Below are 20,520 nucleotides of genomic sequence, written 5' to 3'. Positions count from 1 at the left end.
GCTGGTTAAAACGGTGATGCCTGTGGTTAAACCCAGGCATTTTTTCATTTACTTTCCCGGTTAACCCATGAAAATCAAAGTTCTCGGCTCTGCGGCCGGTGGCGGTTTCCCGCAATGGAACTGCTATTGCCGCAATTGCCAAGGCGTGCGTAACGGCAGCATTCCCACCACGGCACGTACCCAGTCTTCAATTGCGGTCAGTGATAACGGCAGTGACTGGGTGCTGTGCAACGCCTCTCCCGATATCTGCCACCAGATTGCGGCTAACCCGGAGCTTCATCAACCTGGCGTACTGCGTGGTTCGGCGATTGGCTCTATTATTCTGACCGACAGCCAGATCGATCACTGCACCGGGTTACTGAATCTGCGTGAAGGCTGCCCGCACCAGGTGTGGTGCACACCAGAGGTGCACGCGGATCTGACCAGCGGTTTTCCGATCTTCACCATGTTGCAGCACTGGAACGGTGGGCTGGTGCATCATGCTATTCAGCCCGCGCAGCCGTTTTCCGTTGCGGTATGCCCGGCGCTGCGGTTCACCGCTATTCCTATCCTGAGCAACGCGCCGCCCTATTCGCCCTTTCGCGGGCGTCCGCTGCCCGGACACAACATCGCACTGATGATTGAAGATACCACCAGCGGCAGCAGGTTGCTGTACGCCCCCGGTTTAGGTGAGCCTGACGCGCCGCTGTTGGAACTGATGTCGCAGGCCGACTGTTTGCTGATTGACGGTACGCTGTGGCAGGACAACGAGCTGGCGGATACCGGCGTTGGGCGCAATACCGGACGCGATATGGGCCACCTGGCGCTGGGTGAAGAGCGTGGGCTGATGACGCTATTGGGCGAATTGCCTGCTCCGCGTAAGATTCTGATCCATATTAATAATACCAATCCGATCCTTGATGAATCCTCTGCCGAGCGCCAGGCGCTGACCGCACGCGGCATTGAGGTCAGCTACGACGGTATGAGCATAGAACTATGACCGAACCGGCATTAATGACTCAACATCAGTTTGAACAGGCGCTGCGCGCACGCGGCGCTTACTATCACATTCATCACCCGTACCATATCGCTATGCATAATGGCGAAGCAACGCGTGAGCAGATCCAAGGCTGGGTGGCGAACCGCTTTTATTACCAGACCCGTATTCCGCTGAAAGACGCGGCGATCATGGCCAACTGCCCGGATGCGGCAACACGGCGTAAATGGGTGCAGCGTATTCTTGACCATGATGGTTATGACGATAGTGAAGGCGGCATCGAAGCCTGGCTGCGCCTCGGTGAAGCGGTCGGCCTCGATCGTGATGTGCTGCTGTCGGAGCAGCGAGTACTGCCCGGCGTGCGTTTTGCCGTTGATGCTTATGTCTCCTTTGCCCGGCGTGCGGTGTGGCAGGAAGCCGCCTGTAGCTCACTGACCGAACTGTTTGCCCCGGAAATTCATCAGTCACGTCTCGACAGCTGGCCGCAGCACTACCCGTGGATCGAGCAAGAGGGTTACGGTTATTTCCGTGGTCGACTTGGCCAGGCGCGACGCGACGTTGAACATGGCTTACAGCTGGCGCTGGAGTACTGCAACAGCGTGGAAAAGCAGCAGCGTATGCTGGAGATCCTACAGTTTAAGCTGGATATTCTGTGGAGCATGCTGGATGCCATGACGATGGCCTATAGCCTGAACCGTGCGCCTTACCACACCGTGACCGATCAACCCGTCTGGCATAAAGGAAAGCTGCTGTGAGCCTCGATCAAACCATTCCCCTGTTCCGCCGGGGCTACCGCCTGCAATGGGAAGAAGTACAGAACTGCCATGTGATCCTTTACCCGGAGGGGATGGCGAAACTCAACGACAGCGCAACGATGATCCTTGAACTGGTGGATGGTAAACGTTCGCTGGCGGAGATCGTGCTGGCGCTGAATACCCGTTTCCCGGAGGCGGGCGGCGTCGATGATGATGTCACCGATTTCTTTGCCGCTGCGCGTGAACAGAAGTGGATAATTTTCCGTGAACCTCTCTGAATCTGACCTCAAACCGCCGCTATGGCTACTGGCCGAGCTGACCTACCGCTGCCCGTTACAGTGCCCGTATTGCTCTAATCCGCTCGACTTTGCCCAGCAGGAAAAAGAGCTGACCACCGCTCAATGGATCGATGTCTTTAAACAGGCGCGGGCGATGGGCGCGGTACAGATCGGTTTCTCCGGCGGTGAACCGCTGGTGCGTAAGGATCTGCCCGAACTGATCCGCAGCGCACGCGATCTCGGTTTCTATACCAATCTGATCACCTCGGGGATCGGTCTGACGCAGAAAAAGATCGACGCGTTTGCCGAAGCGGGGCTGGATCATATTCAGATCAGCTTCCAGGCCAGCGATGAAACCCTGAATGCCGCGTTGGCGGGATCGCAAAAGGCGTTTCAGCAAAAGCTGGAGATGGCGCGCGCGGTGAAGGCTCACGGTTATCCGATGGTGCTGAATTTTGTGCTGCATCGCCACAATATCGACCAGCTCGACCGCATTATCGAGCTGTGTATCGAACTGGAAGCCGATGACGTCGAGCTGGCGACCTGTCAGTTTTACGGCTGGGCGCAGCTTAATCGCGAAGGGCTGTTGCCGACGCGTGACCAGCTGGTACGTGCCGAGGCGGTCGTTCATCGCTACCGTGAGAAGATGGCCGCCAGCGGTAATCTGGCTAATTTGCTGTTTGTCACCCCGGACTATTATGAAGAGCGGCCGAAGGGCTGTATGGGCGGCTGGGGGGCCATCTTCCTTAGCGTGACGCCGGAAGGGACTGCGCTGCCTTGCCACAGCGCACGCCAGCTACCGATCCAGTTCCCGTCGGTGTTGGAGCAAAGCCTGCAAGATATCTGGTTCAACTCGTTTGGCTTTAACCGCTATCGCGGTTTTGACTGGATGCCGGAACCGTGCCGCTCCTGTGATGAAAAAGAGAAAGACTTCGGCGGCTGTCGCTGCCAGGCGTTTATGCTGACCGGCAATGCGGATAACGCCGATCCGGTATGCAGCAAATCAGAACATCACGGCACCATCCTCGCCGCGCGTGAACAGGCCAACTGCACCAACATTCAGGTGAACCAGCTACAGTTCCGCAACCGTGCGAACTCTGAACGGGTCAACTCTCAGCTTATTTTTAAGAGCTGAAGAATGGAACCGCTGCGCCGAAGACTCGAAAACGGTTTGCGCGTTGCGCTGATTAGCGATGCGCAGGCCGTGCATGCTTCGGCGCTGCTACAGGTCGATGTCGGTAGCCATCATGAACCCGATAACTGGCCGGGGCTGGCTCATCTGCTGGAACATCTGCTGTTTGCCGGCAGTTGTGCTTATGAGGATGACGAACGGCTGATGGCATGGCTTCCGGCGCTGGGAGGGCGGCTGAATGCCACCACGCAGGGCAGCAGCACGGCCTTTTTCTTCGAATGCGCCCCACGGCTGCTGGCATCCGCGCTGGCACGTCTGAGCGATATGCTGCTGGCCCCGCTGCTGGCAGAGCAGGCGATCCACCAGGAAGTCGCCACTATTGATGCCGAGTGCCGCCTGCTGGCAGGGCATCAGGACACGCTATGTGATGCTGCGCAGAGCACGGCGTTTGCCGCGCATCCGTGGCAGCGTTTTCATATCGGTAACGCCGCGAGTTTTAGCGATGACGGGTCGGCACTGCGCCTGGCGTTACGGCAGTTTCATCGACGTTATTATCATGCGGCGAATATCACGCTGTGGTTGCAGGGGCCGCAGTCGCCCGAAGCGCTCTGGCAGCTGGCCCGGCAGTATGGCAGCGCGTTTCCGGCAGCCGGTCAGCCACCGCCCGCGCTGCCGTTACTGCAATACGCATCGCAGCGCGATATCGGCCTGCAACTGGCGGGCGCGCCGCGCCTGCGTCTTTCATTTTTATTGAATCGGCCACGCGGCGGCGAGCTGACGTTGCTGCGCCAGCTATTGTTGGATGAAGCAGCAGGTGGCCTGATGGCGACACTGCGCGCGCGCAATCTGTGCGATGGCGCGCGGCTGCTGTTGCCGTATCAAAGTGCTTTGCAGACGCTGGTCAGCTTTGAACTGGTGCTGGTTGACGAGAATCAGGCGGCAGAGGTTGAAGGTTGGGTGCGTCACTGGTTGCAACGACTGGCGACACTAACGGCAGATCGGTGCCAGCACTATGCACAGCTCGCCTGTAGCCAGTTTGCTATGCTGTCACCGATGGATCGGCTACGCGAACGCGCCTTTGGTTTTGCCCCCCCGCAGACGCAGAAAAACGACGGGTTCACGCTGCGGGCGCAGCTGTTATCGGCGCATCTGGCCCGGTTATGGATTAGCCCACGGCAGCGGGCGCAGCAGTGCCGCGTACAGGGGTTCTTCATTAACTGTGCGGCGCAAATGCGCGCGGCGATAAACCCATATCAGCCTGCTGACAATTTGGTTTTTTTTGAAAATAATCAAACGGATATGCGGCTACCTTTGCCGGATGCACCGGTGGCGTTGAACCATCAACGAGCGGGTAAGGGCAGTGCCGCACTGCTGTTGAGCCCGCTGGACGATCTTCCTGCCCCGTGGGGAGTGATTATACAGTCGCGTCTGCGGGCGTTGATGGCAGACTGCCTCCATCAGGGGGGGCATCTGAGCGTCAGCTGTCAGCAGGGGCATTGGCTGATCCAGCTGTGCGGCAGTCCGGCGTTGATGATACGTATACTGGCATCGCTAAATCAGCAGCTGTGCGGAATAACCCCGGCGACGATCGTGCAGGGTGAGCGTGAATACCAGCAGCAACAGCAGGCGCAGCGCGACGATATCGCGGTGCGTACACTGCTCAATGCCTTACCCGCATTGTTGCGTTCATCGCATTATCAGGCTGCAGAGCAACGGCTGCCGCGACTGGCATGGCAGGCGATACTGGATGGCGGTGATGATACGCTCTGCCAGTCTCTGTCGCATCTGCTCAGCGCATTCCCCGGCAGCATTAATCCGCCGCATCAGACGCTGCCAGAGCCGTTAACGCCGCAGCCTGAATATCAGGTAGCGACCACCGGCCGTGACGCGGCCCTGTTACGCTTCTGCCCGTTGGTGGAAAACAGCGTGCAATGCCTTATGGCCTGGCAGCTGCTGGCACTGATTTATCAACCTGCATTTTTCCAACGTTTGCGCGTCGAGCAAAATATTGGTTATGTGGTCAGCTGCCGTTTTTACCAGGCTGCGGGACGTTCGGGGATCTTGTTTGCTTTGCAATCTCCTCATCTGAGCACGAGTGAGCTTTCGGCGCATATTGACTCATTTTTAGTCGACATTAATGAGGCGCTGACTGATATCAGCGTTGAGACATTGCATGAAAAGGGAATGGCACTGTTGATGCAGCAACATCAGACTGCGGCTGATTTTCAGCAGGCAAGCCGCCAGCGCTGGCTGGCCGCACAACAACCGTTGCCCCAGCCCGATGAAGCAATCCTACAGGCCCTGACTCCCGCCGGGCTGGCAGATTATCATCAGCGCCTGATCGCCGATCGTCACCATGCCTGGACGCTGATCGGTACGGCGGTAAATCATCTTTGAGCGGGGTTTGCCGATCCTTAAGTACTTATCCATCACTTTTCCCACATTGCGTCCATAAAAAAACTGACCGGTCTCTTTGCAGGACGTCCTGCTTTTTTGCTCCACGGCCTCAGATACCAAAACGCGAAGGCTGAACGATGTTATTGCAGAATTGGAACGGGTTTATATTCTGTTAATTATCACAAACTTAGTGTTTTGCTCTAAATTTAGTCACCATAGACCCTAAAAATAACGCATATGACTGTTATTGTTTCTGTTTGGAACCATTTCAGCTTGAGATTTGTCTTAATGGAGCCTATTTTTTTGGGGATGGAAAATGAAAATGACTCGAAGGACGACATGGATAGCTCTCTTCATCTTTTGTTTATTAGTATGGGCGCTAATCATTATCTCTTTAGTGTATGCATCAAACAGTAATGAGAAGAAGCTCCCACAGCCTGCTCAACAAGATGCGAACAAGCTGGTTGAGAAGTTAAAGAGGCTCGATCTCAATGAAAAGCAGAAGGATTTCCTCGAATCATTGATCCCCCATGATGGAAAGAAGCAGTAAGTTATTCCCGTGAGGCGTTGCCTGGTGAGCCATTCGGCCCCTCCTCAAGGCGTGACCAGCAGAGTCAGCATGGCCACGTAAGATAAAAGCTATGATGAGGAGGGCGGGGATTCAATATACTGACTAAAGCGCAGAAGGTATCCGTCCGGGTCCTGCACTAAAAATTCTCTTTGGCAGACTTCTGCTGTTCCAATGTGGTAAAAATTGTCCCGCAACTGGCGATACAGAGGAATATGACGATCTTGCAGACTGGCGAGAACCGGATTGACGTCATCAATCTCTATCTGAAAGTTAACGCCGCGCCCGAACGGCCGGGTGAGCTCTGCCGTGTTCCAGCCCTGATCATGATATGCTTCCAGCATCAGCTGGGCTTCGCCGAGTGCAATATAGGCGAATTCAGGCTGATGTCGTCTGATGATGACGGTAAAGCCAAGCACTTCAGTATAAAAATGCAGGGATGCCGGAAGATCGCTGACGGTCAGCTCCGGCACCATACGGTTCCAGTCAGTATGTTTCTCATCGATCATTTATGTCTCTCCTTATGACGCTTCTGGCAGACACCTTTATCAATGGTTTATTCCATTATTGATGGGGGATTTATGACCAGTAGCATCCTGCTATCCTATGCTTCTTTTGGCATGAATTCATTATCCCCCGTTATGATAAGCCGTCGTCTTATCAGGCTGCTAAATACATTCTCAAGAAGGTTTCCCCATTTCTCGTGTACAGCGCCTGCAAAAAAGCAAAGCTGCTAAAACCGGTTTTATTAACGATGTTGGCGCGATGACTGAGCAAATTTTTTTCCTTGTGTTTAAACTGTTCCGGTAGCTGCTTATTGCCTATTTTTTCCAGAAAAAAAGGCAGTAATTTGATTTCTGACCGGGTTAACGTGTAGCTGGTGCAGGCGTTGTGCCTGTCTTTTATCTTTCTGCTGCGAATGACTTTTTTGAATGCGTTTATTTCCTGATCCATCTCTATAATTTTGTGAATATTTTTAAGTGGTGGAGGGGGAACTCTGTCCGTCTGTAACCAAGCGATTTCAGCGTTGCCCGCTTTTTCAACGATATTTTCAAGCAGTGCAAGATGCCCAGCAGAGCAAATTTTACTGTCAACAAACACTCTAATGCTGTCTGTTTTTTTCAGGAGGAGAAAAAGAGAATGATCGGGAGTGGCGGGGTTGATGGGGATTAAGCCTGGGCAAAGAGACTGTAGTGCTAATATAAGATAATAATTCTCACTAATAAGAATATTCCCTTTTGACGCAGCAGGTGAAGGCTGGGTCTTAATCGTGTTGATTTTCATGTTGATTTCCATGTTCATTTCTTCAAGAAAGGCATTACATTGCCGGTAAAAAAACTGTCTTTAAAAGCGTGATAACAAGATGACATCCTGTTATTTAACGCCTGGTTGCTCAACGGTATCGCGCCTGCGGTACAAGACAAAACCGGACGATTTGGTTTTTCGCCGCTAACGAAAATAGCACAGGCTTATTGAAACTCCTGACAAATAATAGCTCTGGAAAGGTAATGGTACATGTCCGAATTTAAATACTCGATATCAAAATATTGAAAAGATGATGAGTAGCCCTGTCGGGAGGGTAACATAGTTGCTATAAGGTCTTTGTCTCTTTTTTTGTACTCGATAGTTTTCTTTTATTTCCGAATATCTTTTATCTTCTAAATAACGTGCGGATCACATTTCTGACAAGAATATTGTGGTATCCGGGTTATGTCATTTTTGATATAGCGAAATGATGACGAGTGTGTTAAAAAACTATATGTAAATCATTACGATAATGATTTTTCTATGCCGGAGTGAATGAAATTATCATTACTCCATTTTGCGCGACAACCACTCGTATAAATTCGGATAATTCCAGATTTAAAAGGATGTGACGATCATTTTCTTGTTATGGATAGGCTTTGGCTATCAATTTGCTAAATTAGAATGGTAACAACAATTTTACAGATTAAATAAATATAAGTATTATCTTAGTCGAAATGGATTGAATGTTATGGTTTTAAGGATAAATTTTTGTGAACTTACTTATGACGCTGTCTCCTATTTTTTTAATTCATTAATGTTGGAATAATATCCGGGCTGTCCTTGTTTAGGATGGGCTGCAATATGCCGTTTTTGTATGCTGACTATTCTCAAGAATATTGTTCTGACTACGTTATCATTTGCAGGGTGCTAATATGTGTTTTTACCTGTGTGACTATCCAAATAGTTCTTTTGTGTAACAGGGAACAAGAGTGCTGGTTATTTTTTTGTTAACGATAATTTGGCTCAACTATTCCGCTCGCTTATAGAAAAGAGGGTGGTGAAAAATATCTGTGAAAATCTGCGTCTGAAGTGTGAAGCGAAAATATTTTTTCTGCAAAGGAAAATGGCTTGGTATTTCTTGGTTTAAATATTATTGAAATTCTTCAACCCATAAAGGAAATTGGGAGTTAAAATGCACACATATAGAAAACGTTTTTCTGCTGTTTTCGCGCTATCTGCTGTGGTCTCTATCTCTAACCCAGCGGTCGCTGCCGATAATGTAACAGAAACAAAGCCGCCTGTTTCCCACTTAGGTGGAACTCTGCATCTGCAAGGCTCAGTCGTTAATACGCCGTGCGTGATTGATAACAGTTCGGCATCTCAGTCGGTGGAACTAGGTCAGCTGCGTACCGCAGATATTAGCGATAAAAACGCCGTCTCCAGTCCGGTTGATTTCGCCATCAAACTGATTGGTTGCGCCAGTGATACTTATTCCAAAGCCTCGGTAACCTTCAGCGGCAATACCCTGGCAGGAAATGCCAGGGCACTGGCCCCGGTTGGCTCCCAGGCCAATAGCTCGGTAGCAAAAGGCATTGGTATCCAGATTTTGCAGGATGGGAAGGCAGTACAGCTCGATGGCGAACAGCCAACTATGGCCAAGTCAATTAACGCGCGTAACAGCGATATGAAATTCCAGGCGCAGTACATTGCGTTGGGCGAGGCAACCGAAGTCACTCCCGGAGCGGCTAATGCGAATGTGAGCTTCACCGTACATTACCAATAACCTGTTCGTGTAGTCATCATCCTGGTGATGGTGACTTTTTTTTGAGGTTTTGCCAATGTCAGCTTTACGTTTCAATTACCGCAGGCTTTTGTTGCTCGCCTCACTCTGCCTGCTGCCAGCCGCCGTCAGCGCTGGGGGGATCATGCTTAACACCACGCGTGTTATCTATCCGCAGGATGCAAAGCAGCTCACGGTGTCAGTGCGTAACACGGCGGACAAATCGACCTTTTTGGTGCAGTCTTGGGTAGAAAATCCAGATGGACATAAAAGCCGTGACTTTGTTATCACCCCACCGCTTTACACCAGCGCCCCAAATGATGAGAACCTGTTACGGCTGATTTTCAGCGGTCATTCGCTGCCTGTCGATCGGGAAAGCCTGTATTACTTAAATGTGAAAGGTGTCCCTTCGGTCGACAAGGAGGCGATGGCCAACCAGAACGCGCTGGTGCTGGCGGCGATCACACGTATCAAAATGTTCGTGCGCCCTTCCGGGCTGACCCCTTCTGCGGACGATGCACCGCAACGATTACACTTCAGCCGCGCAGAGGGAAAGCTAAAAATCACCAATCCAACACCCTACTATCTCACGCTAACCGATATAAAAGTGGGTAAAAAGGAGCTTCATCCCGTCATGGTCTCTCCGCTATCTGATGCTTGCCTGGACGTGGCGGTTCAGGGGGACCGTATCAGTTACAGCACGATTAATGACTATGGTGCCACCACTCCGCCCCGTGAAGTCTCCATTTATTCATCAGATCTGCGTTGAGGACTGGACGTGATCAGGTTGCAACAGACATTTCCTGAGGTCATTGCGGGCGCGACGATGTTGCTGATGTTGATGACTGCCGTACGTGCTGAGCTTTATTTCCCGCCGGGGCTGGTCGCCGATGATGAGGACTCGGTGGCCGACCTCTCCCTTTTTGAAAAACAGGGGATGCAACTTCCGGGTATTTATGAGGTAGAAATCTGGCTGAATGGCACGCTTTCTACCAGCCAGAGGCTGCGCTTTATATCCGCGCAACGCGGCGGCGATAAAAAAGAGGGCGCAGGGATAAAGGATGAAGAGCCGGTTCGCGATACTACCGGTCTTATTGCCTGCCTGACCGGTCGCGATATGAGTGCGCTTGGGGTCAACCTACGGCTCTATCCACTGCCAGCCGGGCAGGATGAAGGGGATTGCCTGTCACCCGGCAGCTTTATTCCGCAGGCGTGGACGGCGTTTGATTTTCGCAACATGCGCCTGAACGTCAGTATTCCGCAGATTGCGTTGTACAAGAGCGCACGCGGTGACATTCCGCCCGAGCGTTGGGATGAGGGAGTCTCCGCCGCCATGCTCAGCTACAGCCTGAGTGGTACTGACAGTCGCGGGCATTATGGCAACAGCCGCAGTCATTTTTTGAATGTGAACAGTGGTATTAATCTGGGGCCGTGGCGGCTGCGTGACCGCCGTAACTGGAGCGAGAACCGCAGCCGTTACCGTAATGAACGGCGTTGGCAGCACGGCACGACAACGTTGAGCCGCGCCATTATCCCGTGGCGTAGTGAGCTGACGCTGGGCGATGACACCAGCAGTGGCGATGTGTTTGACTCCTTTGCCTTCAGAGGGGCGCGCCTGGCGAGCGATGATTCGATGCTGCCGGAAAGTCTGCGCGGCTATGCCCCGATTATACGTGGAACTGCCGGCTCTAACGCGCGTATCAGCGTAAAGCAAAATGGCTATGAAGTGTACCAGACCACGGTGGGTGCGGGTGAGTTTGTCATTAGCGACCTTTTTCCCATGTATGCCAGTGGCGATCTGCTGGTCACGGTGACTGAAGCGGACGGCAGCGTACGCCGTTTCAGCGTGCCTTACTCTTCGGTTCCGGTGCTGGTGCGTCAAGGGCGCACCCGCTATGACCTGACGGCGGGCAGCTATCGCAGCAGCAGCGAGGACTATAACCAGCCGCTGGTAATGCAGGGAACCCTCGTTCACGGGCTTCCCTGGGGGCTGACGACCTACGGCGGTGTGCAGTATGCCGACAGCTACCGTGCTGCGGTGCTAGGGGCGGGCGTCAACATGGGGTTACTTGGCGCACTGTCTGCGGATATTACCCATGCGAACAGCACGCTGAGTGACGACAGCCAGCACCGGGGGCAGTCTTTGCGTTTCCTCTACGCGCGCTCGCTCAACTCACTCGGCACCACCTTCCAGCTCACCGGCTATCGCTACTCCACCCGGGGTTTCTACACCCTGGGTGAGACGACCCTGAAAAGAATGAGCGGCTGGCACGGTGAAGAAGTACAGCTGGATGCGCAGGGCCGTCCGTTACCGCCACGGGAGATAGATTTCTACAGCCTGTATGACAGTAAAAGACAACGTTTGCAGGCCAGTATTTCCCAGCAGATTGGATCGCTCGGCTCGCTGTATCTGTCCGGCAGTCAGCAGAGTTTCTGGAACCGCTCTGGCGTGACGCGCTCTGTGCAGGCTGGATTTAGCAGTACCATTGGCCCGCTGAGCTACACCCTGTCGATGAGCCAGAACCGCAATGTCGGGATGAGTCGTGCGGACAGTTCAGTTTCCTTTTCTGCGTCGCTGCCATTATCGCAGTGGCTGCCGACAGGCGCGCCGTCCATTTACGCCACCATGACTGAAAGTCACAGTAGCGATGGGGCGATATCGCAGCAGGTCGGTCTGAGCGGAACCCTGCTTAACGCAGGCAGCCTGAACTGGAACCTGATGCGGGGGCGTTCACGCGGCGACAGCAGCAGCAGCGCCAGGCTGAGCTATCGCGGTGCCTCGGCAGATGTCGGCATGGGATACAGCAGCAGCAGCAACTATCGCCAGCTGAGCTATGACGCTGCCGGCAGTATGGTATTGCACCGCGATGGACTGACAATCAGTCAGCCCCTGGGTGATACCAATATTCTGGTGGCGGCCCCCGGTGCGGCAGGTGTAGCGCTGGAAAACGGCAATGGTTTACAGACCGACGGGCGCGGCTATACGGTGCGCCCGTGGGCATCCGGCTACCGGGAAAATCGCGTGGCGCTGGATGTCAGTACGCTGGACGACCGTACGGAGTTGGACGGTGCGGTGATGCAGGTTGTGCCGACCCGTGGTGCGCTGGTACGGGCAGATTTTAAAACGCGTAGCGGCGTACGTGCCCTGTTTACGCTCACCTTCAACGGTAAGCCCGTACCGTTTGGCGCGCTGGCGAGTAGCGGCGAGAGTAGCGGTATCGTCAGTGACGAGGGGCAGGTTTACCTGGCCGGGCTGGCACCTGAAGGTGAGTTAACAGCCCAATGGGGGCGCGGGGCGCAGCAGCAATGCACGCTCAGCTACCGTGTCCCACAAGAACAACAGCAGGCTCCGCTGGCTCAAATGCAGCTCGTTTGCCGCTAGCTGAACGCGTTACCAGCCTCTATAGCTCGCCACTAAGGAAAGTCGATATGAAATACCCGTTTTATCTTTGCGCACGGTTGTTTGTGATGATGGGGCTGGCGACCGCAGTGCATGCCGCAGATTCTAATACCGTTCAGGTGAATATAAAGGCTAATGTCACCGCATCATGCGCGATCTCCTTGTCGGCAACAGAGGTGACGCTGGACGCCATTCCGGCAGCCGATTTTGTCGGTAAAAATGACGGCGATACCATTGGTCATCCCAAAAACTTCAAGATGACGCCAACCTGTTACGGCAGTGAGCATTATTCCCTTACCCTGACCCCGATGGCGGCAACCACAACCCCCTGTATAAAAACGAGCGCCGACTTTATGCGTTTTTGCCTCACGGAGGATAGCAAGGTGATTGATTTCAAAGATGGTAAAGCCACGTTAACGAAAACCTTAGCAGATGGTGCAATAACATTTACCGTGACCCCACAGGTTGGAAATCATACCGGGGTGACGGCGGGAGAGGTTAAGGGAGGGGTGACCCTGGTGATTGCCCCCCAATAATCAGGGGCAGGGGCTGCGCTGGCGCATCCCTAACCGATGTGTTGCTTAGCGGACCGGCAAATTTCAGGAGACGTGATGTCCAACTCTTTATTCAGTGCTGCACGCCCGGGGGCGACAGCCGTACTTGTTTTAACCTACGGTCGTGCTCTGGCGCGCAAAAGTCAGTACTTTTTGGCCGGTATTCTGCTCTGGGGGGGGCTCGCCAATGGTGCCTGGGCATTGTTGAACTTTAACTTTGGTAAAATGGATGTGACTTATCTTCAAAAGACCGGGGCGATGGAGAACAGGGCGATCCCGGCTTCTTTCTTCGGCGCTGCATGGACTGTCATGCCGGGCGAGCCAGCCCCCCAAAATGGGCTCATTGAGGAATTTATACTTGGCCAGGATCTGGTGCTCCCCGCTGGCATTACCCTGGGAATGAACCTGACATTCGAAACCAAATTTTCGAAAACCCGTGCTGATGGGGTGATCTTAGATGGGGTCACCTGCATACAGAGGCTGATTCAGTATCAAGCGGTGGGAAAAGTGTGGTGGAAGGTGAGCCCCGCGAGGGATTGCCCTATGCCAGTTATGCCAGTTTCTCGCTACGTGGGGAATGTGACCTCATCAGGCATGATGCGGCTTGTCAATACTACTGATAAGCCCTTTAGATTTACAACCTTGCTGACCGTCAAAATGTACCAAGGGGCGCAGGTGCATGGGGTTCTGGATTTCATCGTAGAGGAAGGAAGATCCTGCACGATTGATATTGCCAACTCTCTTTATTTAGGCAGGATCGCGGCGAGCACGCTGCAAAAGACAAAGGCAGGAGAGATCATCGACGATCTCGGAGGGATGCTGGGTACAACGCTGAAGTGTAACAGTGGCAGAGGGGGAACGTTAACCATAACGTCTGCTTCAATTTCTGCGGATGGTTGTGCCAACGATAATATTGGGTCGCTGAATTACTGCGTCTTCATCGACGGAAAAAAGTTCGATATGGGTAAGAAATATTATGTATGGGAGGCCCGCAGGGAAAAAAATATCACCTTTCTCACCACAAAAGGAAAAAACATCACGGGTGGAAGATCCGAAGCGAAAATACTGCTGACTTTTGAACCGCATTAATTATGACGCGAATAGACAGGTTGCAGATAATCTGCCGTCAGCGGTGACTTTCCGCCTGAATCATTTAGGAAAAGAATCAATGAAATACCTGGCTTACCTCTGCACCACGCTGGTGTTAGCCGCACAGTTATTGGCGGTGACGCGTGCGGCTGGTTACGGCTCTGTTCAGCCTGCCGTCACAACTGCGGTGACGCTGTATGCCGATATCACCTCATCCTGCACGATATCACAGCCGGAGACGGTGACACTGCCTGATATCCCGGCATCGGTTTTTAACGGTAAAGCACCCGGGGATTTACTTGATGATTACCAGAGCAGATTAAATTTCACCGTGTCATGTTCAGGTGCCAGCCGTTACAGTTTGACTTTTACCCCCGGCGGAGCCACGCCAACGAAGAGCATGTGCATGGCGACGGATAAAGCATTTATGCAATTTTGTCTAACGGATGACGGAACCGTGCTTGATTTTAGTCAAGGCCCGGTGGTGTTAACTAAGGGGATAACATCGGCCAGTACGGTATTCGGCTTGAAGCCTGCGGTCGGAACAGGCACCGTCACCGCCGGAACGGTATCCGGTATCATGACCGTTGTTGTCGCCCCGCTTTAAAAGCCATAGCCCCTGGACTGGCGCTCCCTGGCACATCGGGCGGGTTTTTCTCTGACTACCGCATCTTGCTGTAGTCAGAGAACGAAATATTACTGACTGATAGTTTGTTGCAGGGCGGCAATAGATGACGTCACGCCAGCCTCTACCGACATGGTCAAATCTTCCATTTCCAGCGAAACCCAGTCGTTATAACCCATCATGCGGATAACGGAAAAGAACTCTTTCCACCACTGTAGATCCTGGCCGCAACCGACGGCCACATAGTTCCAGGCGCGGTTTGCCACATCTTCTATCGGGCTGGTCTCCAGAAGACCATTAATGTTGGCCAGCCCGCGCTCTATTCTGACATCTTTCCCGTGTACATGATGGATGGCCGTGCCAAGTGCGCGTGCCGCAGCAATCGGATCGGCCCCCATCCAGAGAAGATGGCTGGGATCAAGGTTCATCCCGACCATTGGCCCCACTGCATCACGCAGCCGGAAAAGGGTTGCCGGGTTCCAGACCAGCATTGAGCTGAAGTTCTCAAGCGCAAATTTTTCGACCCCATTGCTGCGCGCCCTGTTTACCAGCCCTTGCCAGTAGGGAATGGCCACTTCATTCCACTGATAATCAAGACAATCTTTCAGCGTTGGCGGCCAACTGACGGTATAGGTTATCCAGTTAGGTATCGTATCGTGCGGGCTGGCTGGTGGCAGCCCGCTCATCATGACTATTTTTTTCACCCCCAGTTCGCCCGCTAACTTCAATGCATTTTCAGTATCTTGTTTATGACGTTTTCCTAACTCACCGGGGTCAAGCGGGTTGCCGGAGACATTAAGAGCGGCAATCGACATGCCACGGCTTTGCAGCGCCTGTGCAAACTGCTGGCGTTTAGCCGCGCTTTCCAGCAGTTGCCCGGTACGAACATGTGGTGCTGATGACCAGCCACCGGTGGTCAACTCCACGCCGGTGACGCCAAGTTCCAGCAGTTTGTCCAGCATCTCTTCAAACGGCAGATGACCCAGACTGTCGGTACAGAAAGAGAGTTTCATCTTTTTTCCTTATTCGTAATTAACCCAGGTCGCGCCGCTGTTCGCTGAACGCACACAGTTTTCAATCCAGCGCACACCTTCTATTCCGGCATCAATATCGGGATAGATCAGCGTTTCCAGCGTCTTACTGTCCCCGCGCTGCGTGGCATCGATGGCAATAGCAAATTTCAGGTAGATGTTTGCCCATGACTCAGCCAGTCCTTCAGTATGTAGCGCGCCAAGACGCTCATCCGCAAGGGCACTTTCGTCGAGATAGGGCATACCGTGATGCAGTGTCTGATTGGGCTGCCCCTGTACTTCATACTTCAACTCACCGGGGTTGTAGTCGCTCCATTCAAGACTGGCACGGGAGCCGATGACACGAATACTTTGGCTGTCCATCGAACCGGCATTGATCGCCGACGCCCACATGCGGCCCACCGCGCCATTTTGGTAGTGCATCAGCACCATTGCGTTATCTTCCAGCGGCGCGCGTGACGGGATAAAACTTTGTCGGTCACAGAGAAGACGACTAATTTTCAACGCCGGAAGGACCAGCTGCGAGATATAAAAGGTATGGGTGGAGATGTCTCCGAGAACGAAAGAGGGCCCAGCAATTTTAGGGTCTACACGCCACTTTTGTGCATCGCTGAACTTGTCGGCGTTATCATTAGCGCTGAAACCGTGGGTGTACTGTAGTTCGACCATGCGTACATCACCGATTTCCCCTTTGGCGATCATGGCCCGCATTTGCATAAGTAGCGGATGCCCGGAATAACCGTAGGTAACGCCTACGACCAACCCTTTCGATTCAGCCAGTTGTTTAATCTGCCGCGCTTGTTCCGTAGTAAAAAAAAGCGGCTTTTCGCAGATGACGTGGATACCGGCGTTGAGCGCGGCCTTGGTGATTTCGTAATGCGTACCGTTTGGTGTGGCAATGGTGACCACCTCAATGCCGTCTTCACGTTTCGCTTCTTCCGCCAACAGTTGCTCATAATTGTCGTAGCAACGAGCTGCGGAAATGCCGAGGTTGGCGCCAAACTCACGCCCACGCACGGCGTCGATATCAAATGCACCCGCCACCAACTGATAAGCGGTATTATCACGTAACGCGCCGGAGCGGTGTTTATAGCCAACCTGACTGAATCTTCCGCCGCCAATCATTGCCCAGCGCAGAGGTCGATGGATGCGTTTTTCACCGTTTAACATAGATGCTCCTTTATATTTTTGCACTCGGGTGCAATTTGAGTTGAAAAAATCACTTTACGTTCGTTGCGATAAATTGCTGAAAGTTTTCTTTCGTCACCGTCTGATAGGGGATCCAGTTGTAGTTATCTACCTTCTGTTTTTCCAGCATCGCATAGGCAACTTTTACCGCGCCGATTGCCTGGCCTTTTGCATCCTGGAAAATCGTTACCGCCATTCGGCCATTCTTGATGAACTGCAATCCATCGGGCGTGCCATCTATGCCAGCCACCAGGATGTTTTTTTTCTGCGCCTGATCTAACGCCATAATGGCCCCAATCGCCATTTCATCGTTGTTGGCGACGATGGCGTCAATGGGGACGCCGTTCAATAACCACGTTGAAACCACGTCAACTGCCTCATTGCGTTGCCATTTCGACGTCTGCTTCTCGACGATTTTCATCTCCTTGTGCTGCGCAACGTACTCTTCCACGGCTCGAGTGCGCTCCCTCGTTTCTTCATTGGATAATGCCCCCATTAAAATCGCGATATTACCCCGATAATTCATCTCTTTTGCCAGCGCCTCTATCTGCATTTTCCCACCCGTAGCAGAATCTGAGCCGACATACGCAATCGCACCGCGTAAAGGGATCTCCGGTTTGCGGTTGACGAATATCAGTGGGATCTGCGCTTTTTCAGCGGCATTGATTGCAGACATCACGCCCTGTGTATCAACGGGGTTGAGAATAATGGCGTCTACTCCCTGGTTAATAAAATCATCTACCTGCTGTAGCTGTAAGGCGACATCGCCTTTTGCATCGGAAAACTGGCTTTTCAGCCCTTGCGCGTTGAGCTCATGGAGCATTTGTGCGCGTAAAATAGAGACGAAATTGAGATCAAAATTAGCCAGCGCGACGCCAATCTCGTAGGTTTTGGCCTTAACGCTGCCAGCGAATGTCATCATCAGTAACATGCACAAACTGACTGTTTTTTTCATGTTGAGTCCTGTTGGTTAAGAATTCTCACTTATTGCCTGGCGCCAGGGGCGGCATTTCGCAGACCTTGCGGTTATAAACCGGCATCGATCGCTATTTCATGAAACGTGACGGCTGAAACCGGGAAATAGCCTTAAAATCCTGCGATTGCAATCGGGTGCAAAATTAATAACATCGTCACCTTTTTGTATGAGTTCTTCTAAACTGAATCTTTAGGGATAGTGCTGAATGTGGGAGTCAGGCCGAAAATAGTCAAATAGTATTTACGCAAAGATCTATACTTGATCACAAAATGTTTGCAATCGGGTGCATTGGTTAAACATAATCTCTCTCTTTGTCAGGCAAGCGGCCCTTGCCTGACATGAGTTTATTCAGGGTTATTTTTGAGTATCCATAATGATTCACTCATCGTTCATCCGAGGCGGGCAGATGACCAAAAAAGCAGTCAAGCGGCACAGGGCAACGGCCAGTGATGTAGCGGCAAAAGCAGGTGTATCAAAATGGACCGTTTCGCGTGCATTTACGCAAGGCGCGTCGATCTCCGACAAATCGCGTGAAAGCGTGCTGAATGTCGCTAAAGAGCTGGGTTACCGTCCTAATCTGCTGGCACGTAGTTTGACGCAAAAACAGACTCACCTCATTGGTGTCGTCATTGACGAATTGAAAAATCCGCATTCGATGCTGATGCTGGATGAAGTGACAAGACAATTGCAGGCCCGGGGTTATATGGCGCTACTGCTTAACGTTACCGGCGAGAATTACCGTTCGGCTATGGCACTTGCCTATCAACTCCAGGTTGATGGCATTTTATTTCTGGCTACGGCGTTAACGTCTGAGCTTGTTGCAATAGCGGAAGATACGCATAACGTTCCACTGGTGCAGGTAGCCAGAAGTACCACAGGACAGGGCATCGCCGTCGTCAATATCGACGATTACCAGGCCGGCCGAGTAATTGCGCGGCTGCTGGTCGAACAAGGACATCAGCACTTCGGCTATATGTCGGGGCCCGGTGCAGAAGATGGGCATCTGCTGCGCAAAGAAGGTTTTCAGGATGAGTTGGCCGTGCATGGCTTTACTTTAGGTCTGGAGCTGCACGCGGAACATTACGATCGGCGACTGGGTTACCAGTCAATGCAGCATTACCTGTTGCAGATGCCTGAACAGGGTCGTATTGAGGCCCTGTTTTGCGAAAATGATATTTTGGCACTTGGCGCGATGGCTGCTTTGCGCGAAATCGCTCCCAGAACGCAGCTTGCCGTGGTGGGGTTCGATGACATCGATGAGGCCGCTGCGCCGGGCTGGCAACTCACCACCTACAGCCATCGTATTGACCGGTTGATGAAGGAAGCGATTGGACGCCTGACAGAAGGAAAAAGTACCGAAGATAATACGTGGCAGAAGGGAGAGTTGCGTATCCGACGTTCACATCTTAAGTCATGAGTTCAGGGGGGAAGATGAAATTATCATTACATGGTGTCTCTGTCTGGCACAGCAATGCCGTTACACAGTTACATATCGCTCACGATTCTGGCTTTACCGGGCTGGAATTATTGCCAGAACATCTTTTCCGTTACCTTGATAATGGAGGTAGTTACGCTGAATATCGTCAGTTAATGGAAAAGTATGCCATTGAAATTACCTGCATTAATGCACTGAAGCGTATTGGTCGTCATCATCCTGATGAACATGCTGCAATGCTTCATGTCAACAGCAGTCGAACTTTGACCCGCCTTTGTTTAACAACTGCCCCCTATCCAGATCAGCTGTTTAGGAAAAAAATAATAATTCTCTGTATAAATATTTCTTGCACAAAGGCTATTTTGGGTTTTTCTGGCGCAGAAATTAATGCCGGAACTGCACTGCAATCCAATGACCTTGGAGAGCTTTTTAAAATTAATAACGCAGCATAAAGTGTGAACTGACGTTATATCAGGAGCGTACCGGATCATCCATAACACTCGCAAAATTAATATTATGGTAATTTTAGATGTGACAGACTCAAGGGGCCTGCCAGTCAGAATCTTGAATAAAATAAAGCGGCTGGTTTCCAGACGGATGAGTACTTTCAGCGAAAGAAAACTACCGGGTTTCTTCTAAGAGATTTTTCATTTCTATTATACTAGATTTACTTTCCAGAACTTCATTTGTCAGTATCAAAACCTGCCTTTTCGGGATAAACGTTTCCGAATGTCATACGTAAATAGTGTTTTTTTAACAAATTAAAGATAAAGTGCAACCATAATTTAACTTAACATGTGGTGAATTGTAACTTGCGGTGCTATTTATGTAACTCGTCCTATTGCATTGTTTATAAAGTAAAAAGTATTTACAGGTTACTCATTGTGGTTAAAAAGAAATCAAAAAACACTCAATTTTTCATAAAGTAGCTTAATTGATCAAATAAATATATCACTCATCACTATAAATTTGTTTAATAAGCGCCGCCAGAAAGTTATTTGGTTATTATAGGTAGGCGGTAAGTAAGCATTGATAATGCCTACAGATGACTATGTGTCAGAAGTATCAGTGTCGAATTTTTGGCACTC

General features: G+C 51.7%; 19 protein-coding genes. 14 read left to right on the top strand and 5 right to left on the bottom strand.

All coding sequences use genetic code 11. The features are described from left to right. Positions 1–67 precede the first annotated feature (67 nt). The 6 genes from pqqB to EPIR_RS14935 all read left to right on the top strand — a co-directional run bounded on the left by pqqB (position 68) and on the right by EPIR_RS14935 (position 6,088). Positions 68–979 (top strand): pyrroloquinoline quinone biosynthesis protein PqqB, encoded by a 912-nt coding sequence (gene pqqB, locus EPIR_RS14960; RefSeq protein WP_023656315.1) that lies wholly within the window; start codon positions 68–70, stop codon positions 977–979. Beyond that, positions 976–1,731, top strand: coding sequence for a pyrroloquinoline-quinone synthase PqqC (gene pqqC, locus EPIR_RS14955; protein ID WP_023656314.1), 756 nt, complete (start codon positions 976–978; stop codon positions 1,729–1,731). Before pqqB ends, pqqC begins: the two co-directional genes overlap by 4 nt. After that, positions 1,728–2,009: a pyrroloquinoline quinone biosynthesis peptide chaperone PqqD gene (gene pqqD, locus EPIR_RS14950; protein ID WP_023656313.1), complete on the top strand. Its 282-nt coding sequence runs from the start codon at positions 1,728–1,730 to the stop codon at positions 2,007–2,009. The genes pqqC and pqqD overlap by 4 nt, the downstream gene beginning before the upstream one ends. Then, entirely contained in the window at positions 1,996–3,144 is a 1,149-nt protein-coding gene (gene pqqE / locus EPIR_RS14945) for a pyrroloquinoline quinone biosynthesis protein PqqE (protein ID WP_023656312.1), read from the top strand. The genes pqqD and pqqE overlap by 14 nt, the downstream gene beginning before the upstream one ends. A 3-nt stretch (positions 3,145–3,147) precedes the next feature. Beyond that, positions 3,148–5,538 carry a pyrroloquinoline quinone biosynthesis protein PqqF gene (gene pqqF, locus EPIR_RS14940; protein ID WP_023656311.1) on the top strand — a complete coding sequence of 797 codons (2,391 nt, stop codon included), beginning with the start codon at positions 3,148–3,150 and terminating at the stop codon, positions 5,536–5,538. Positions 5,539–5,854: 316 nt separating this feature from the next. Further along, the gene (locus EPIR_RS14935; protein WP_048697827.1) at positions 5,855–6,088 is read left to right on the top strand and encodes a hypothetical protein; all 234 of its coding nucleotides are present in this window, start codon (positions 5,855–5,857) and stop codon (positions 6,086–6,088) included. Positions 6,089–6,177: 89 nt separating this feature from the next. On the opposite strand, the gene EPIR_RS14930 is transcribed toward EPIR_RS14935, so the two are convergent. After that, complete coding sequence (locus EPIR_RS14930; protein ID WP_023656310.1) at positions 6,178–6,615, bottom strand: bleomycin resistance protein; 438 nt, start codon at positions 6,613–6,615, stop codon at positions 6,178–6,180. Between the two features lie 151 nt (positions 6,616–6,766). Then, entirely contained in the window at positions 6,767–7,390 is a 624-nt protein-coding gene (locus EPIR_RS14925) for a hypothetical protein (RefSeq protein ID WP_048697824.1), read from the bottom strand. A 1,156-nt stretch (positions 7,391–8,546) separates the two neighbouring features. Here EPIR_RS14925 and EPIR_RS14920 point away from each other — a divergent pair. The 6 genes from EPIR_RS14920 (at position 8,547) to EPIR_RS14895 (ending at position 14,784) form a co-directional block, all read left to right on the top strand. Then, complete coding sequence (locus tag EPIR_RS14920) at positions 8,547–9,137, top strand: fimbrial protein (protein ID WP_023656307.1); 591 nt, start codon at positions 8,547–8,549, stop codon at positions 9,135–9,137. 55 nt (positions 9,138–9,192) lie between these two features. Continuing rightward, entirely contained in the window at positions 9,193–9,903 is a 711-nt protein-coding gene (locus tag EPIR_RS14915) for a fimbria/pilus periplasmic chaperone (protein ID WP_023656306.1), read from the top strand. 9 nt (positions 9,904–9,912) lie between these two features. Further along, positions 9,913–12,516, top strand: coding sequence for a fimbria/pilus outer membrane usher protein (locus EPIR_RS14910; protein WP_023656305.1), 2,604 nt, complete (start codon positions 9,913–9,915; stop codon positions 12,514–12,516). A 47-nt stretch (positions 12,517–12,563) separates the two neighbouring features. Continuing rightward, positions 12,564–13,070: a hypothetical protein gene (locus tag EPIR_RS14905; RefSeq protein ID WP_048697817.1), complete on the top strand. Its 507-nt coding sequence runs from the start codon at positions 12,564–12,566 to the stop codon at positions 13,068–13,070. A 75-nt stretch (positions 13,071–13,145) separates the two neighbouring features. Further along, complete coding sequence (locus tag EPIR_RS14900) at positions 13,146–14,177, top strand: hypothetical protein (protein ID WP_023656303.1); 1,032 nt, start codon at positions 13,146–13,148, stop codon at positions 14,175–14,177. 79 nt (positions 14,178–14,256) lie between these two features. After that, positions 14,257–14,784, top strand: coding sequence for a hypothetical protein (locus EPIR_RS14895; RefSeq protein WP_023656302.1), 528 nt, complete (start codon positions 14,257–14,259; stop codon positions 14,782–14,784). Positions 14,785–14,873: 89 nt separating this feature from the next. On the opposite strand, the gene EPIR_RS14890 is transcribed toward EPIR_RS14895, so the two are convergent. Genes EPIR_RS14890 through EPIR_RS14880 form a run of 3 tightly spaced genes read right to left on the bottom strand, consistent with a single transcriptional unit; the run spans position 14,874 to position 17,976 of the window. Next, positions 14,874–15,815, bottom strand: coding sequence for a sugar phosphate isomerase/epimerase family protein (locus EPIR_RS14890; protein ID WP_023656301.1), 942 nt, complete (start codon positions 15,813–15,815; stop codon positions 14,874–14,876). 9 nt (positions 15,816–15,824) lie between these two features. Continuing rightward, positions 15,825–17,003 carry a Gfo/Idh/MocA family protein gene (locus tag EPIR_RS14885; RefSeq protein ID WP_023656300.1) on the bottom strand — a complete coding sequence of 393 codons (1,179 nt, stop codon included), beginning with the start codon at positions 17,001–17,003 and terminating at the stop codon, positions 15,825–15,827. A gap of 49 nt (positions 17,004–17,052) precedes the next feature. Continuing rightward, a complete protein-coding gene (locus EPIR_RS14880; RefSeq protein ID WP_023656299.1) occupies positions 17,053–17,976 on the bottom strand; it encodes a substrate-binding domain-containing protein in 924 nt (307 codons plus the stop codon). Between the two features lie 427 nt (positions 17,977–18,403). Between EPIR_RS14880 and EPIR_RS14875 the strand changes: the two genes are divergently transcribed. Next, the gene (locus EPIR_RS14875; RefSeq protein WP_023656298.1) at positions 18,404–19,414 is read left to right on the top strand and encodes a LacI family DNA-binding transcriptional regulator; all 1,011 of its coding nucleotides are present in this window, start codon (positions 18,404–18,406) and stop codon (positions 19,412–19,414) included. Positions 19,415–19,428: 14 nt separating this feature from the next. Beyond that, positions 19,429–19,884: an apurinic/apyrimidinic endonuclease family protein gene (locus EPIR_RS19145; RefSeq protein ID WP_023656297.1), complete on the top strand. Its 456-nt coding sequence runs from the start codon at positions 19,429–19,431 to the stop codon at positions 19,882–19,884. The last annotated feature ends 636 nt before the right edge of the window (positions 19,885–20,520 follow it).

The organism is Erwinia piriflorinigrans CFBP 5888, assembly GCF_001050515.1.
Taxonomy (GTDB): domain Bacteria; phylum Pseudomonadota; class Gammaproteobacteria; order Enterobacterales; family Enterobacteriaceae; genus Erwinia; species Erwinia piriflorinigrans.
The sequence above is the reverse complement of the archived record's forward strand: the minus strand, read 5'-3'. Positions and strand labels throughout refer to the sequence as shown.